Consider the following 16115-nt stretch of genomic DNA (forward strand, 5'->3'; position numbering starts at 1 on the left):
TCGGTCAGCCTCTATTTGTTTCACTGTCCAAGTTTGTGGATCATAGTGATGAAGGTTTAGCGTTTAGCCAAGTCTTTAATGGACCGATGACAAAGCAAAGAATTAAATGATGAGGAGAATATAAACGTGAAAATATTTATTGATTCAGCTAATTTGTCGCAAATTCGCCAACTGACAGAGTATTACCAAATAGATGGTGTAACAACCAACCCCAGCATTTTAGCAAAAGAAAAAGAAGACTACTGGGATGTGTTAAAGCAAATACAAACAATTATCGGCACTGAAAAACCGTTGTTTGTCCAAACACTTTCAAAAACGGCAGATGAAATTGTTCAAGAGGCGGAAAATATCGTTCAAACGCTTGCTGGAAACATATATGTTAAAGTTCCAGCAGTTAAAGAAGGATATAAAGCAATGAAAAAACTAAATAAACTTGGTATCAATACACTTGGCACAGCTATTTTTACAGCACAACAAGCGTTAATGTCCGCTAACTGCGGTGTGCAGTATGTAGCTCCATATGTGAATAGAATTGATAATCTTTCAAATGATGGGATTCAAGTTGTAGCTGAAATTGTTAAGTTGTTTAATACGTTCCAATTACAAACAGAAGTACTGGCTGCCAGTTTTAAAAACATAAACCAGGTCCATAAATGCAGTTTAGCAGGAGCACATTCTGTTACAGTCAGCCCTGATATTATTGAGGCTCTTCATGTTCACCCTTGCTCCGCTGTAAGTGTAGAGGGATTTTCTAAAGATTGGCAAGGGCGCTTTGGTGTATTAACTACCTGAATAGCAGTTAATACAAAGTATTTAGGAGTACATCTTACAAATAAATAGAGGGTTTCATGACATCCATCAGGACTAGTACCTTGATATATTAAACGAACTTGGAGGGAAAAGTATGGCTTTTGAAGAGTATTTTAAAGAGGAACTAATTTTTTTTCTTGATACACAATCAAAGAAAGAGGCTTTTGAGCAGATGACGAGTGCTTTATATGAACATGGATTTGTAAAGGAAACATATTTGCAAGCAGTTAGTGAACGAGAAGAACTGTATCCTACAGGTTTATCAGCAGCTGAATGGGGGCTTGCAATCCCACACACCGACCATATTCATGTAAACAAACCTGTTATTGCTTTAGGAATTCTAAAGGAACCAATCACTTTTTTTCAAATGGGCACAGATGATATGGAAGTAGATGTAAATATTATTTTTATGCTAGCTATTAAAAATCCAGAAAGTCAATTATGGGTGTTACAAATGGTTACTGAAATTATACAAGACTCAGAAACACTTGAAAAATTGAAGAAAAGCTCATCAAAACAACAGGTGATTTCTATTATAGAACAATTTTGCAATAAGGTAACCAGTTGAACAGACATATATCAGGCTTATTTTAATGTTTTATCTATAAGAATTAATAAAATATTATTTTAAATTGAAGGGTGGAAAAAATAAAATGAAAAAAGTAGCTATTATTTGTGGTACAGGGGTAGCAACATCAACTGTTGTAGTGGGGAAAGTAAAATTATTCTTAGATAAAAAAGGGATTAAGGCAACGATTATTCAATCAAAGGTTAGTGATATTGCCAACCGTTCAGAAGATTTTGATCTTATCATTTCAACTACACATATACCTTCAACAGTGAAAACTCAAACGATTAGTGGTGTTCCAATTTTAACTGGGGTGGGTGCCGAAGCAGTATTTAATAAGATTGCTGAAGCATTATCTTAAGAGGCATCAATCTATTTTTATTTACTAGGAGGAGTTCTTTATGTCAATTCTTCAATATATAGTGGATATGGGCCCTACTGTGATGCTTCCCATTATTATATTTCTTTTCGGTATTTTGTTGAGAACTAAGGTTAGTACTTCCATTCGTGCAGGTTTAACTGTTGGTATAGGCTTCGTTGGAGTGAATCTAGTTATTGGTTTATTAATGGACAGCCTTGGGCCGGCTTCAAAGGATATGGTAAATCGATTGGGGATGGATCTAAGTGTAATTGATGTTGGATGGCCCGCAACAGCAGCTATAGCATTTGGTTCTTCTGTCGGTGCATTAGCAATTCCGATTGGAATTGCTGTAAACATTATTCTTTTACTTATTGGCTTAACAAAGACCCTTAACATAGATTTATGGAATTTATGGCATAGTGCATTTACTGGGGCTTTGGTTACGGCCATTACTGGAAGTTACATAATGGGCATAACAACAACTGTGGTTCATACAATTGTTATTTTGGTTCTATCCGATATGTCAGCTAAATACGTAAAAAACTATTATGGATATGATAGCTTAACTTTTACTCACGGAACGTCAACGCCATATTTATTATTAGCGCTTCCCCTTGAGAAACTGTTTAATGTGTTACCAGGAATCAAAAATTTAAAAGCTGATCCTGATACTATTCAAAAGCGAATGGGGGTTTTGGGGGAATCCACTGTTCTTGGTTTCATTTTAGGGGTTGCTATTGGAGCTTTGGCAGGATGGAACTTACAGGAAATCCTTCAATTAGGTGTCAAAATGGCTGCTGTAATGCTGCTTCTACCTCGAGTTGTTGCTATTCTAATGGAAGGCCTAGCCCCAATTTCTGAAGCCGCTTCAGAATTTGTAAAAAAGAGATTTCCAGGAAGAGAACTTTACATTGGACTTGACTCTGCTTTAGCAGTGGGTCATCCAGCGGTAATTGCTTCATCGTTACTGTTAATACCAATTGCTTTAGGACTAGCGGTGCTAATTCCAGGTAACAAAGTTCTTCCTTTCGGAGACCTAGTAACTATTCCATTTATAATTTGTTTAATGGTTCCGATTTTTAGAGGAAATGTTGTTAGAACTATTTTAGCTGGTTCAATCGCTATTGGATTTGGTCTCTTGATTGCAACATATGTTTCACCATTTTTTACCGAAGCAGCAATAAATGCAGGTTTTAATCTGCCTGCAGGTGCTACAGCTATTTCTTCATTAGTTGATGGAGCAGTACCTACTACAGCTATATTTGTCTTTGCCTCAAAATTTGGCTATATCGGATTAGGGCTTGTAGGTTTTATTGCCTTAACTGCTGCATATGTTCTAAAGAAAAAAGATATGCAAATTGATAAAAATGAGAATAAGGACCTGTCAGCATAAATAAAATGATAAAATTAGTAAACCGAAGTATATCAGTTATAGCGAAAATGGTTGGTTATTACTATACAACAAGTCAGAAAAAAGAGCTCTGACTTATCAAAGTATAATAAAATCGAATAATAGGATGTGCTGGATAGTCTTAATAGGGCTATCCAGTTTTTGTTTCTCAGTATAATAAACAACGATTAACAACAATTCTTACTTCTGCGACCCTTCTGGTAATAAAGTCTTCCTTCACAGATCACTTAACTTAGGAAAGTAACTTTCTTAAGTCAATTTCAATTTTAATTGGCTCTGTCGTTGGGGCATAACGTTCAACCACTTTACCATTTGGGTCAACTAGAAATTTAGTAAAGTTCCACTTAATATTTTTAGAGAGAAGCCCTTTTTTCTGGTCTTTTAAAAAGGTAAATAGTGGATGGGCGTTCCCGCCATTCACATCAATTTTTGCAAAGATTGGAAAGGTTACACCATAATTTAATTGGCAAAATTGAGTGGTTTCCTCAATATTATCAAATTCTTGGTTATTGAATTGGTCACAAGGGAAACCTAATATCTCTAAACCGCGGTCATTGTATTTACGATATAACTCCTGGAGCCCTTTAAATTGGGGTGTTAAACCACATTTACTGGCTGTATTGACAATAAGTAAGGGCTTCCCTTGATATTCACTTAGTTCTTTTAGTTGACCATTTGTCATTTTAACTTGAAACTCAAATACATTATTCATTGTCATACCTCCAAGTAATACCTTAAATACGAATCGTGCGCGATTTAATTGTAGGCGATTTAATAAAAGATGACAACAATAAAAAGCAGTATCCCATCATAATGAGATACTGCTTTAATCATATTATCGAATACCTTTCATTAAGCCTTGAATTCTTGGGGCTAGAATGAAAAGGATTAAACTTAGTAGGATGGCTGCTCCACCGATGCTGCCGAAGTAGGTCATTTCATTCTCAGGTGAATAAAACTTAACGACTTGTGCATTTAAGGCTTGAGCCGCCGCGCTTGCTAAGAACCATAAACTCATGGTTTGCGCTGAGAATGCAGCAGGAGCTAATTTTGTAGTTGCGGATAAACCAACAGGTGATATACACAATTCACCAAATACAACGATTAAATAGCTAAGAACAAGCCACATTGGGCTAACCAATGAATCAGTTCCACCTAGATAAGCCGGTAACAAGATTACTAGGAACGATAAACCAGCAAATAATAAAGATAAAGAGAACTTTTGAGGAACTGTCGGCTGGCGTTTTCCTAATTTAACCCATAAGCCCGCAAATATAGGAGCAAAAATGATAATAAACAACGGATTTAAAGATTGGAACCATGCAGGAGAGATTTCAATTCCCATCCAATCTAATTGAGTACGTTTATCGGCATAACTTGCAAGGATTGTTGAGCCTTGCTCTTGAATAGACCAGAACATAACAGCTGCAATAAATAATGGAATATAAGCGATAATACGTGAACGCTCAACTGTTGTTGTTTTAGGGCTGCGATACATAACAATAAAATAAATAGTTGGAATGATAATACCAAGGAACGTAACAATATTGATAAAGCTAGCAAACGTTAATACTCCCATTGGGATTAAAATAGCACATAGTACAGCTAAAATGACTATACCCAAACCAATGAATGTAAAGGTTTTTTTCCTTTCAGCTTTTGTAAGTGGGTTTGGTATAGTGGTACCAGCAAGTCCGAGGTTTTTCTTCTTTGTTAGAACAAACATCACTAGACCTAAGAACATTCCGACAGCAGCAATACCAAAACCTAAGTGGAAGCTATAGTCCATAACACTTCCGACAATTAGCGGTGCTAAGAATGCCCCTGCGTTAATCCCCATATAGAAGATAGTGAATCCAGCGTCACGGCGTTCGTCTGTTTCGCTGTACATTTCACCAACGACAGTTGAAACATTCGGTTTAAGCATCCCTGTACCAAGAACAATCAATACCATAGATACAAAGAACATTGCTACGCTTCCAGGTACTGCAAGTACAATATGTCCAAGCATTATCAGGATTCCACCGTAAAACACCGCTCGAGATGTTCCGAATATCCTGTCAGCTAACCATCCTCCGATGATTCCGGACATATAAACGAGCGATCCATAAATGGACATAATGGATAGAGCTAAGTTTTCATCAAGTCCTAATCCGCCTTTTGAGACCTCATAGTACATATAGTAGACTAGGATGGCTCTCATTCCGTAATAAGAGAAACGCTCCCAGAATTCTGTAAAGAAAAGAGTGAATAGGCCTTTTGGATGTCCAAAGAAACCTTTCTGAGGGACACTATCCACAATTTTCTGCCTATTATAATTCGACATAATTCAACCTCCCTTTATTATATTATAATACTTTCGATTGTTTTTAATTGTCAAAAACTATGTTTGGAAAATAGGATACTAATGTTTAGAAACATTGTTATAACAGGGATATTGAAATAATTTAGATGAAAAGAAAGTTTTTTTAAAATAATAGTTCTATTTCGATAAAACAAATTATTACAAAAACTAATTAGGAGAAATAATTGATACTTTCCAAAAAAAGTGGTAGCGTTTTCACTTGTTTTATATTTATTTAATGGTATGATTGTATTAATAGTAAATAGTGATCACATGTTACTGATACGATCAGGCATGGTGGTAAAATAAAAGGCGGTTTTTTGCCCTTTTATTGTACCCCCATGCCTTTTTTCTATTTATTTTTTAAAGTAAAGGGGTAATAAGTATGGTATTTAGTTTCTATAAGAAAGAAAAGTTACAAATAATTGCACCAGTCAATGGAACCATTATTCCGTTAGAGGACGTTCCAGATCCTGTATTTGGCCAAAAGATGATGGGGGAAGGGATAGCCATGTGTCCTAGTGGAGGAGATATTCACTCTCCTGTTAGTGGAACAGTGATTCTAATTGCAGCTACGAAGCACGCAATTGGCATTCGTGCCGATGATGGAACAGAAATATTAATCCATGTTGGGTTAGAAACTGTTGCTTTAAATGGAAAAGGCTTTACATTAGCAGTTAACCAAGGTGATAAAATTTCTGTTGGGCAAAGGCTTATGGAGGTTGATTGGGAATATATTAAGGTACATGCCAAGAGCATAGTAACCCCTATTGTGATTACAAACAGCCAGGATGGAAAAAAGCAATATACTCTTACTGATGAAAAGAATGCGGTTGTGGGTAAAACAGTAATCATAACAGGCTCTTAAATTACATTTCTTAGAAAGGGGGTGGTAGACTTCAAACCGTTGCATAATAGCTAAAAATAACGAATTCCATGGTGCAAAGCACTTATTATTTATTTTATTACCGCTGTACTAAGCTGGGATGAATTATTTGACCTAGGAAAGGAAATTGAGACAAATGAGGTCATTGTTTAATCAATAAATAGGGGGAATAAAAAATGATGAAATATCTTCAAAGACTAGGCCGTTCCTTAATGCTGCCAGTAGCTGTATTGCCTGCAGCTGCGATACTAATGGGTATCGGATACTGGATTGACCCTACAGGCTGGGGTGCTGAAAGTCCGGTGGCTGCTTTCTTAATTAAAGCAGGTGGATCTATTATTGATAACATGGCTATCCTTTTTGCGGTCGGGGTAGCGCTTGGTATGTCAAAAGACAAAGATGGTTCAGCTGCAATAAGCGGATTGGTTGCTTATTTGGTTATTACAACTGTGTTATCAACAAACTCAGTGGCTTTGCTTCAAGGAGTTGATCCAGAAGCTGTTAACCCAGCATTCGCAAAAATTGGAACACAATTTACAGGGATTCTTTCCGGAATTATCGCGGCAATTATGTATAATCGTTTCAGTCATGTGAAGTTACCAGATGCGTTATCCTTCTTTAGTGGAAAACGACTTGTTCCCATTATGACATCCGTAGCAATGTTGGCTGTATCATTAGTCATGTTCTTTGTTTGGCCAGTCGTTTTCTCTGGACTCGTTTCTTTTGGTAAAGGCATTAGTGATTTAGGTGCAATTGGTGCAGGTATATATGGTTTCTTCAACCGTTTATTAATTCCAATCGGATTACACCATGCCTTAAACTCAGTGTTCTGGTTTGATGTAGCAGGCATTAATGATATTGGTAATTTCTGGTCTAGTAAAGGTGAACAGGGTATTACCGGCAGGTATCAAGCTGGTTTCTTCCCAGTTATGATGTTTGGTTTACCAGCAGCCGCGTTAGCTATGTACCATACTGCTAAATCTTCGAAGAAAAAAACAGTGGCTGCCTTAATGATGGCTGCAGGTGTAGCTTCATTTTTCACTGGGGTTACAGAACCTCTTGAATTTGCGTTTATGTTTGCTGCTCCTGCACTTTATGTAACACATGCTGTATTAACAGGTCTTTCATTAGCGATTGCAGCTGCGTTCCAATGGACAGCAGGATTTGGCTTTAGTGCAGGATTGGTTGACTTTGTGCTAAGCTTAAAAATTCCAATTGCGAACCAGCCATATATGTTACTTGTTCAAGGCCTAGTATTTGCTGTAATCTACTATTTCTTATTCCGCTTTATGATTACAAAGTTCAACTTAACAACACCTGGTCGTGAAGATGATATTGATGAAGTGTCGGAGGATGTGCAATCAGGTGGTAATAAGTTTGCTGCAATGGCTGCTAAGATTTATGAAGGCTTAGGCGGAGACGCAAACGTTACATCTGTAGACAATTGTGTAACACGCCTGCGTTTAGAAGTGAAGGATATGGATGCAGTAGATCAGAAGAAAATTAAATCCACTGGAGTACCAGGAATCAATATTGTAGGAAAAAATAGCATTCAAGTTATCGTTGGTACAAATGTTCAATTTGTAGCTGATGAAATTGCTAAAATCCGGAAGGGAAAGTAGGATTAAATAAAAAGACGCTTGGACCATTTGGTTCAAGCGTTTTTTTTCGGTCTAGCTTCAGCGCCTAGGGGCTCGGGTCATAAGCGTGTCTAGTTTCGGCTCCTTGGGACTCGAGTCATAAGCCGCCCTCTGAAGAAGGCAAAAAGCGCCTTCTTGCAGAGTTCGTCTTATGCCTTCGTCCCAGACAGTCGCCTCCACATTTCTGTCAATCCGTCAAGAAGGTTAAAGAACAACCTTCCTGCCGGCTCGTCTTATGCCTGTCGCCCCTGTCAAGGCGCTTCCGCTTTTCTACTTATCTGTTTCTGATTCTTTCTATATGAATAGTGATATATCCGAGTTCTTGTTCAGGCAGGGTGATACCATGGTTTTCCGCAAGAAGCTTGGCTACTTTCTGTGACACATCGTAGGATACTGCGAACTTTTTCTTAAGCATCGCCAGCATTTCATCATCCATTATGGGTTGGGATTCATCATTTACCCTGGATAGAGTAAATCTCAGATGAGTCATTAAACGCTGATAAGAAAGGTCATCTTCTTCTATTGATATCCTAAGTGTATTTTTAATAATATGAATCATTTCACCAATGATAGCAGTCTGCCGGAGTGTTTGCTTCATATCGCTGCTTTGGGGTTTTGAGGTATGAATGTGGAGGGCAATATAGGCTGCTTCATCCACTGGCATTTTTACTCCAGTCATTTTTTCAATATGTCTTATTGCCCACATGCCAATATCAAATTCTTTTTTATAAAGGATTTTTATTTCATCAAAAAGTTTATTTTTTAGGTGAATTCCCTCTGTTGCTCTTTCAATGGCAAAAGACAAGTGATCTGTTAGTCCGATATGAATATGCTCATTTAATTTTAATCCCAGATTTTCTTCTGCGTAGGAGATAATATCTTCAGAAATAGAAAAATGCTTTTCAGGTATTTGCTGCAGAAGCTGTTGGAATTTCTCATTTTCCTTCATAACAAATAGCTTTTCAATTTTACTTGGATTGATGATGTCATTCTTCCTTTTTTCATAGGCAATTCCCGCACCAATTGCTATCTTTTCTTCATTGTTGTCTAAAACTACAACAGCATTGTTATTGAGGATTTTTTTTATTTTCACGAAACGACAGCTCCTTGTTACGCTATTACTTCCATCTTACATTTTAAAACAAAATGGGTCTACCTTTTAAAAACAAAGCTATACAAAACCGCATAAAGCAGGTAAACTAAAAGATAAATCACCAATAATTCCTATAAGAAAGGTGGGCTTTGTTTGTCTGATAAAGTACGTTCTATACCAAGACCGCTTGTGAAAACAAACCAATGGGTGATTGTCATTAGTGCCGTATTAACGCTGGTTTTCGGTGAGGGATGGTTTTTAATAGTCCCATTACTTGCAGGAATATCAGGAATTGTTTTTAAATATAATCCTGTAATGAATATAGCAAAGCTTTTTCTAAAGAAAAAACCAGAAGAATATATTCCGGAGGACTGGGAGCAGCAGCAATTTAATCAAAAAATAGCTGTATTTTGTTTGGCAGCCGGGTTCATAAGTTTTCTGCTTGGATGGAGTACAGTCGGGTATGTGTTCACAATTATGGTTGCGACCGCGGCATTTGTGGCTATCCTTGGATTTTGCATTGGCTGCTTTATCCACTACCAGTGGAAAATGTATAAATATAAAAGAGCAATTAAATCGTAAAAAAACTGTTGCAGGCTTCTGCAACAGTTTTTTTTCTACACAACCGCTTTTGTTTTTAGCGATCTCTTTTGCCATGTAAAGGTAATGAACAGTGTTATGATTAATAATACAAATCCCAAGATGAATGGATAGGTAATTTTGACGTCATATAGTAACCCTGCAAGAGTTGGCCCCAGTACGTTACCAATACTCATATAAGCATTATTCATCCCCATCGCAAAGCCCTGTTCGTTTCCTGCAAGCTTGGAAATCAACGTATTCAACACTGGGCGGAGAATAGAGGTGGATAGGAAAATAAACAATGAAATGATAAAGAATAGAGAGTAGTTGGTAGCGAACAGCGAAAATAAAAACCCAGTAGCGGCTACAGCAATAAATACATTCAATACAGATCTTTCACCGTAACGATTTACAATTTTATCAACTACAAAGAGCTGGACAATAACACTCACAATCCCGGTTGCCGTAACCATTACCGCAATATCTTTCGCGGATGATTGAAATTGATTATCGAGGTACAAACCTATGACCGATTCGTAGGCCATTAATCCAAAACTCATTACGAGTGTAATAATAAGTGGAATAAAATAAGGCATTTTCACAGAGCGGGCTATTTTGAGTGCCATGGACTCATCTGGGTGTATTTCTGCGGATACTCCAGCCGTCTCTGTTTTACTCTCTTTTAAAAGTAGGACGGAAAACAATACAGAGACAAGAGATACAAGTGCTGATACTAAAATAGGAAATTTTAAGCCGAATCCTGCTAAGAATCCACCGATTCCAGGACCGACCACAATTCCAAGAGACATAGCAGCTGAAACTAAGCTATTCCCTTTTGCCCGCTGATCCATCGTCGTAATGTCAGCGATATAAGCAAAGATAGCTGGTACAAGCATAGCGCAGCCAATTCCTCCAACTGCACGAGAGGCATAAAGTATCCAAACGGAATTGGAAGCATAAAAAATAAACATCGACAGGGTTAAACCTGCTAGTCCGTATATAATCATCTTTCTGCGGCCATATTGATCTGTCCATTTACCTGCAATCGGAGAAAAAATGAACTGAGCTCCGGCAAAGATGGCTATGAACAGGCCTGCAGCAGTTCCCCCTTGATTAATGGACTCCAAATAAGCCGGTAAAATGGGAATGATGATACCAAAACTCCCAATTGCTATAAACATGTTGATCATCAACATGGTGATTTTTTTTCGTTGATCTCCAGTCATCTAGAAGCCCCCTTCATACAAAAAATTACACCCATTTTTATAGTGTAAACTTTTTCACTGCTTCCTATCTTATATAGCCGTACATGCTTTTGTCAAAGAGAAAGTTTATTTAGAAAAAAGAGAAGAAGCCCAAATTTATAGAGTATCATTAAAGTAATGAACCATGATTGGTTTTATGCATAAGAAGGCTTATAATAGTATCAATATTATTTGTCCTTGGGAGATGGAGACCGTTGTCAAACAGTTCATTGAGAGAAAAAAATATTGTATTTATTGGTTTTATGGGTGCAGGGAAAACAACCGTTGGAAAGCTGGTAGCTAAAAAGCTGTACCGAGATTTTATTGATATTGATGAAGAAATTGAAAAAGAGTACAACATGCCAATACCGAAAATTTTTGCCGAAATTGGTGAGAAAGCCTTTAGAGAAAAGGAAAAAGAATTAATCCAAAATCTATGTGACTATAAGCTTAAAATTATCTCTGTTGGAGGGGGAGCATTCCTTCAGGAAGAAATCCGAAGGGTTTGCCTGTCTTCTAGTATTGTATTTTATCTAGACATTACCTGGGATGCATGGAAGGGTCGTTTAAGTTCGATTATTGACAGCCGTCCAGTCCTGCAAGGCAAGTCAATGGAAGAAATAGAAGCCTTATTTTACAAAAGAAAAGAAATTTATAAAAATAACTATCATTCAACGATAGAAATAAGCAATCAAAATATGGATGAATTAGCTGAGAGCATAGTACAAACCCTGAAATTATCTTGGGAGTTGCATGAAACCAAGTAAAAGGTTCGAGTGGAGTGGAGAAGATGAAAAGAAGTGTTACAGTTAGAGGATTAACAATAGGAGAAGGCTCACCTAAAATATGTGTTCCAATGGTGGGGGAAACCATCACGGAATTACTAGAAGAAGCCTCATTTCTTAAAACAGTTGATTTGGACGTCGTGGAGTGGCGTGTTGATTTTTTTGAACATGTGGAGGATTTAGGGAAAGTAAAAGAGGCATTGAATGCAATACGAGCCATTCTACATAATACCCCGCTTATTTTTACATTCCGCAGTGCTAAAGAAGGCGGAGAAAAGGAAGTTAGCGAAGCATATTATTTTGAATTAAATAAGGCGATGGCTGAAAGCGGTCAGATAGATATCGTTGATGTTGAATTATTCAATGATGAAGAAGAGATAAGAAAGCTAGTTTCTGCAGCACATAGCTGCAATGTGTATGTCATCATTTCGAATCATGATTTTGACAAGACGCCAGCAAAGGGAGAGATTGTCTCTCGGTTGCGTAAGGCTCAGGAGTTAGGCGGAGATTTACCGAAGATCGCGGTTATGCCGAGGAACGCTTCAGACGTGTTGACCTTATTAGAGGCAACCAATACAATGTATGAGCAGTACGCGGATAGACCGATTATTACAATGTCAATGGCAGGTCAGGGAGTGATCAGCCGTTTAGCAGGTGAAATATTTGGATCTGCACTAACATTTGGCGCTGCCAAGAAAGCTTCCGCTCCTGGTCAGGTGCCTGTCACCGAATTAAGGAGAACTCTTTCACTGATAAATTCTAGTTTATAAGGAAGGTACCTGCTATGGGTGCTTTCTTTTTTTGTGTATAGTAGAAGTAAAAGATGTTTAGGGGGATTTTTCCTATATATAGGAACAGATATATTTGAATTATCGCAGATATATACATATGTTCATTCCAATCTTATCGAGGTGAGTTTGTTGAAGCCAACGGAAAGTTCTAAACGAATAGAAGTCCTCGATTATTTACGAGGATTTGCACTGCTGGGAATTATTCTAGTCAATATCTTGCCGCTGTTGGCAGTGAAAATTCCTGAATCAGGGTCAGCGGATGCAATTTATCAACGATTTCTCTTTTTATTTGTAGAAGGCAGGTTTTATACGCTCTTTTCTTTTTTGTTCGGTGTAGGCTTTTATCTATTTATCTCAAGGGCCAATGCGAAGGGGAAAAATGGCTACGTTTTATTTTTACGACGTGTAGCGGCCCTTTTTGTCTTAGGCTGGTTCCATGTTAAGTTTCATACTGGTGAAGCATTAACTGTTTATGCCGTAACTGGGCTGCTTTTACTCCCGTTATACAAAGTGAAAAAGGAAATTAACCTTGCCATTGGTTTAATCCTGCTAATCGTACTAAGTATAATGGCTTCGAAGCTGTTTATGGTTGTACCGCTAATACTGCTAGGGATTACTGCTGGTCAATATCGCCTGTTTGAAGGATTGGCAGGAAAGGTAAAAAAGGTGGTATTCTTTACTGTTCTTTTGCTATTCGTGAGTATAACAGCACTGATTTATCAGTATCAACAAGCGCCGTTATATCCATTTGGTTTTTATAATGGGGTAGACGAGGCTACTTATCAATTCTTAAGTATTGGAATTATGATTGGACCAATTATTTCAGCGTTATATGTTGTGGCGTTAATATTGTTATTGCAAATTCCCTTTGTTCAAAGGCTGTTGACTCCTTTGAAGAGCTATGGGCGGATGGCACTGACAAACTATATTTTTCAAACGGTCTTTATCTATATAGCAGGCTATGTATTCAACTTGTTTGAGTCATTAACCTACCTTCAATCTCTGCTAGTTTGTCTAACGGTTTATGTTTTTCAGCTAACCTTTAGTGTGATCTGGCTTCGTTTCTTCCAGTTTGGACCATTAGAGTGGATTTGGCGTGTTGTCACGTATTTAGAGGTTCCTCCATTGAGGAAACGTGTGAAACAGGTATATTAAAATAGAACAGTTGGGCGTTAGGTTAGATTAAGTACCTGAGCTGAATAAATAGACGGAAAAATTCCGCTTAATTCGTAATTATTATTAAAAAAGGCTTAAATAGACGGAGAGATTCCGCCTATTGGATTGAAAAATTCAAAAATGGGAGATTTTGCTTTGCATAAGCGGAAAATCTCCGCTTATATACCCCGAAACGAGCTCCATTCTGCATTTAACCGGAAAATCTCCGCTTATTTCACTTTTGCTGGATACTCGCAAAAGGACAAGACATCTTATTTAAAGGGAAAAAGCCATGGGAACCTCATTTTGATTCATTACGGTATGGTTTTATATAGTATTCCTAATAAAGAAACTCGCCAAACTAGGGCGAGTTTAACTTCTTATATCAATAACGATGCCAATGACTGTCATTTCGGCACATATTTTAAGACAAATTTACTTATCTTCTGTTTGTTCTTTACGGATATAATCTGAGTATTCCATGATGGATAAGGTGTTATCGATTCTTTCTTCAAGTCGATTGGTATTCTTTGTTTTCTTCATGGTTTCTCGATCATAGATAGAGGCGGGATGTTTAGCACTTGGTGCTGTGTAAAAAGTCTTATCACTAATAAACGATCCTCCTGGGAGGTAATAGCGCATTCCGAGCAGGTTCTTTTTATAGTGAAAAAGATTGTGGCCAATCATTTGCGTATCGTGTTCTATGCCGAGTAAGTTTAATAGGGTCGGCATTAGATCTATTTGTCCGCCGAGGTGGGAGTATTTTTCACCAGTGAAGAGACCTGGCGCCGTAAATAACACTGGTACAACAAAGCGGTCCTGCATAGTATATTTATGACCTAAAACTTCTTTTAAAAGGATTTTGTCGTTATCGGTAACTGGTGCACCGTGAAGACCAGAGTGATCACCGAAAATCAGAATAACAGATTCATCATAGATTCCCAGCCTCTTTAGCTGTTTGATGAATAAGCCAATTTGTTCATCCGTATAGCGAACAGTTTGAAAGTAGTTGCCTACATACGTTTCTTTATAGTTTTCCGGTAAGTCAAGAAACTCATATTCTTCAGGCATTTCAAACGGTGTATGGCTTGTAAGAGTAATAATATTCGTATACATTTTCTCGTGCGTCTTCAACTGTTTTTCTAGCTGTTCGTCCACAAAGTTAAACAGCACTTCATCTGCGGGACCAAAGCCGATTTCTTTTTCATTTGGAATCTCGTTACTGGTATAGATATAATCAAATCCCAGTGCGGGATATAACTTGTCACGACTCCAATAGGTAATATCATCGGCATGATAGGTTGCAGTGCCGTAGCCATTCTTTTTAAGAGTCCGAACAAGTGAAGGAATCTCTTCACCCTCAAGGGTATTAACTGTTGGATCCATTCCTTCTGGATATAAGGAGGTATGCATAAGCCATTCAGCGTCTGATGTGTTACCTGCCCCAATTTGCTGATAAACATTATCGAAATAAGCACTATCTTTTAAGAGTGAATTTAAATTTGGTGTGATTTCCTGTCCATTAATCATTTGGTTAATGGTGAATTCTTGCAAGGACTCCCATTGGATAATAAAAACATGGCGGTTTTTTGCAAGTCCAAAGGTGCTGTGTTCAGCGGCCGGTACATATGTATTGCCTTTTAGCTTTTCAAGTTCTTTTTCAGACATGTACTCTTGGCTGGCAAAGGCTGTCCCAAGGCTGTTTTCATAGGCTTGAACGAATTGTGATTGGATATAGCCATGCTTCTTTGCAAAGTAAGAAACATCAATTAACGGATAGCGAAAAGCGATAACAGTCATGATCAGTCCGATACAGGCAAAGCTGACTGCCCATCTTTTTGCTGAGGCAAAGGATGTGGACTTTTTCTTGAAAAACCAAATAAGCGGGACGATTAGAACCGTATCTAAGAAAAATAAAAAGTCATAAGGACTGCCAAGCAAGGCAACTGTTCCTCCAACCGAGTTGGATTGATAAATTTGTTTGACATCATAATAAGATGGTACGGTTGAAAAATACCGTGTATAATAAACAACGACAATGAACAGAACTGACAGGATTAAGCTATAAAGCCAAATGGCTAACCAGGTCCGTTTTTTAAAAAATAGAATGAGGGCAGTTAAAACAAGTGCCCACATTGGAAACTCAACAAGAAGCACATGAAAAAACGATGTATTTTCAAAAACTACAATCTGGAAGGCATAAATTTTTATAAACAAAACAACCAATAGTAATCCAATTGGATGAAAAAAAGCAGTACTCGAAATTTTATTCATAAAAAACACCTCAAAAAGATACTCTTCTCTCTTAAACTTATCAAAACATCTACAATTCTATCAACAATAATAAGGAAATATATAATTAATTCTCTGAAACCTTGGTTACCGCTGAAATAAATTTTCCAATACGATATGATTATGCAGAATTTTGGCAAAAATAACTTTATA

15 protein-coding genes are annotated in these 16115 nt (G+C 37.5%); 10 read left to right on the forward strand and 5 right to left on the reverse strand.

Annotated features, from left to right (window positions below):
• Positions 1–126 precede the first annotated feature (126 nt).
• The 4 genes from QFZ28_RS24355 (at position 127) to QFZ28_RS24370 (ending at position 3132) form a co-directional block, all read left to right on the forward strand.
• Positions 127–792: a transaldolase family protein gene (locus QFZ28_RS24355; RefSeq protein ID WP_307197222.1), complete on the forward strand. Its 666-nt coding sequence runs from the start codon at positions 127–129 to the stop codon at positions 790–792.
• Between the two features lie 112 nt (positions 793–904).
• The gene (locus tag QFZ28_RS24360) at positions 905–1378 is read left to right on the forward strand and encodes a PTS sugar transporter subunit IIA (protein WP_307197223.1); all 474 of its coding nucleotides are present in this window, start codon (positions 905–907) and stop codon (positions 1376–1378) included.
• An 85-nt stretch (positions 1379–1463) separates the two neighbouring features.
• Positions 1464–1739 carry a PTS sugar transporter subunit IIB gene (locus tag QFZ28_RS24365; protein WP_307197224.1) on the forward strand — a complete coding sequence of 92 codons (276 nt, stop codon included), beginning with the start codon at positions 1464–1466 and terminating at the stop codon, positions 1737–1739.
• A 40-nt stretch (positions 1740–1779) separates the two neighbouring features.
• Complete coding sequence (locus tag QFZ28_RS24370; protein ID WP_307197225.1) at positions 1780–3132, forward strand: PTS galactitol transporter subunit IIC; 1353 nt, start codon at positions 1780–1782, stop codon at positions 3130–3132.
• Between the two features lie 250 nt (positions 3133–3382).
• Here QFZ28_RS24370 and QFZ28_RS24375 read toward each other — a convergent pair whose 3' ends face one another.
• Both QFZ28_RS24375 and QFZ28_RS24380 read right to left on the reverse strand, forming a co-directional pair.
• Positions 3383–3862 (reverse strand): glutathione peroxidase, encoded by a 480-nt coding sequence (locus tag QFZ28_RS24375; protein WP_307197226.1) that lies wholly within the window; start codon positions 3860–3862, stop codon positions 3383–3385.
• 123 nt (positions 3863–3985) lie between these two features.
• On the reverse strand, positions 3986–5476 hold the full coding sequence (locus QFZ28_RS24380; protein WP_307197227.1) for a peptide MFS transporter: 1491 nt from the start codon (positions 5474–5476) through the stop codon (positions 3986–3988).
• Positions 5477–5879: 403 nt separating this feature from the next.
• Between QFZ28_RS24380 and QFZ28_RS24385 the strand changes: the two genes are divergently transcribed.
• Together QFZ28_RS24385 and nagE are read left to right on the forward strand one after the other, a co-directional pair.
• The gene (locus QFZ28_RS24385; RefSeq protein WP_307197228.1) at positions 5880–6362 is read left to right on the forward strand and encodes a PTS sugar transporter subunit IIA; all 483 of its coding nucleotides are present in this window, start codon (positions 5880–5882) and stop codon (positions 6360–6362) included.
• 194 nt (positions 6363–6556) lie between these two features.
• Entirely contained in the window at positions 6557–8002 is a 1446-nt protein-coding gene (nagE, locus tag QFZ28_RS24390; RefSeq protein WP_307197229.1) for an N-acetylglucosamine-specific PTS transporter subunit IIBC, read from the forward strand.
• Between the two features lie 292 nt (positions 8003–8294).
• Here the strand turns inward: nagE and QFZ28_RS24395 are convergent, their stop codons facing one another.
• Complete coding sequence (locus tag QFZ28_RS24395) at positions 8295–9113, reverse strand: PRD domain-containing protein (RefSeq protein WP_307197230.1); 819 nt, start codon at positions 9111–9113, stop codon at positions 8295–8297.
• A 153-nt stretch (positions 9114–9266) separates the two neighbouring features.
• On the opposite strand from QFZ28_RS24395, the gene QFZ28_RS24400 reads away from it, so the two are divergent.
• The gene (locus tag QFZ28_RS24400) at positions 9267–9695 is read left to right on the forward strand and encodes a DUF4395 domain-containing protein (protein WP_307197231.1); all 429 of its coding nucleotides are present in this window, start codon (positions 9267–9269) and stop codon (positions 9693–9695) included.
• Positions 9696–9730: 35 nt separating this feature from the next.
• Here the strand turns inward: QFZ28_RS24400 and QFZ28_RS24405 are convergent, their stop codons facing one another.
• Positions 9731–10921 carry an MFS transporter gene (locus QFZ28_RS24405; RefSeq protein WP_307197232.1) on the reverse strand — a complete coding sequence of 397 codons (1191 nt, stop codon included), beginning with the start codon at positions 10919–10921 and terminating at the stop codon, positions 9731–9733.
• A gap of 281 nt (positions 10922–11202) precedes the next feature.
• Here QFZ28_RS24405 and QFZ28_RS24410 point away from each other — a divergent pair, with 281 nt between their 5' ends.
• The 3 genes from QFZ28_RS24410 (at position 11203) to QFZ28_RS24420 (ending at position 13670) form a co-directional block, all read left to right on the forward strand.
• Entirely contained in the window at positions 11203–11706 is a 504-nt protein-coding gene (locus QFZ28_RS24410; protein WP_373428167.1) for a shikimate kinase, read from the forward strand.
• 23 nt (positions 11707–11729) lie between these two features.
• A complete protein-coding gene (gene aroD, locus QFZ28_RS24415; protein WP_307197234.1) occupies positions 11730–12494 on the forward strand; it encodes a type I 3-dehydroquinate dehydratase in 765 nt (254 codons plus the stop codon).
• 150 nt (positions 12495–12644) lie between these two features.
• Positions 12645–13670, forward strand: a complete 1026-nt coding sequence (locus tag QFZ28_RS24420; RefSeq protein WP_307197235.1) for a DUF418 domain-containing protein — start codon at positions 12645–12647, stop codon at positions 13668–13670.
• Between the two features lie 435 nt (positions 13671–14105).
• Here the strand turns inward: QFZ28_RS24420 and QFZ28_RS24425 are convergent, their stop codons facing one another.
• On the reverse strand, positions 14106–15944 hold the full coding sequence (locus tag QFZ28_RS24425) for an LTA synthase family protein (protein ID WP_307197236.1): 1839 nt from the start codon (positions 15942–15944) through the stop codon (positions 14106–14108).
• Positions 15945–16115 lie beyond the last annotated feature (171 nt).

Origin of the sequence: Neobacillus niacini (assembly GCF_030817695.1) — a bacterium.
GTDB lineage: Bacteria > Bacillota > Bacilli > Bacillales > Cytobacillaceae > Neobacillus > Neobacillus niacini_F.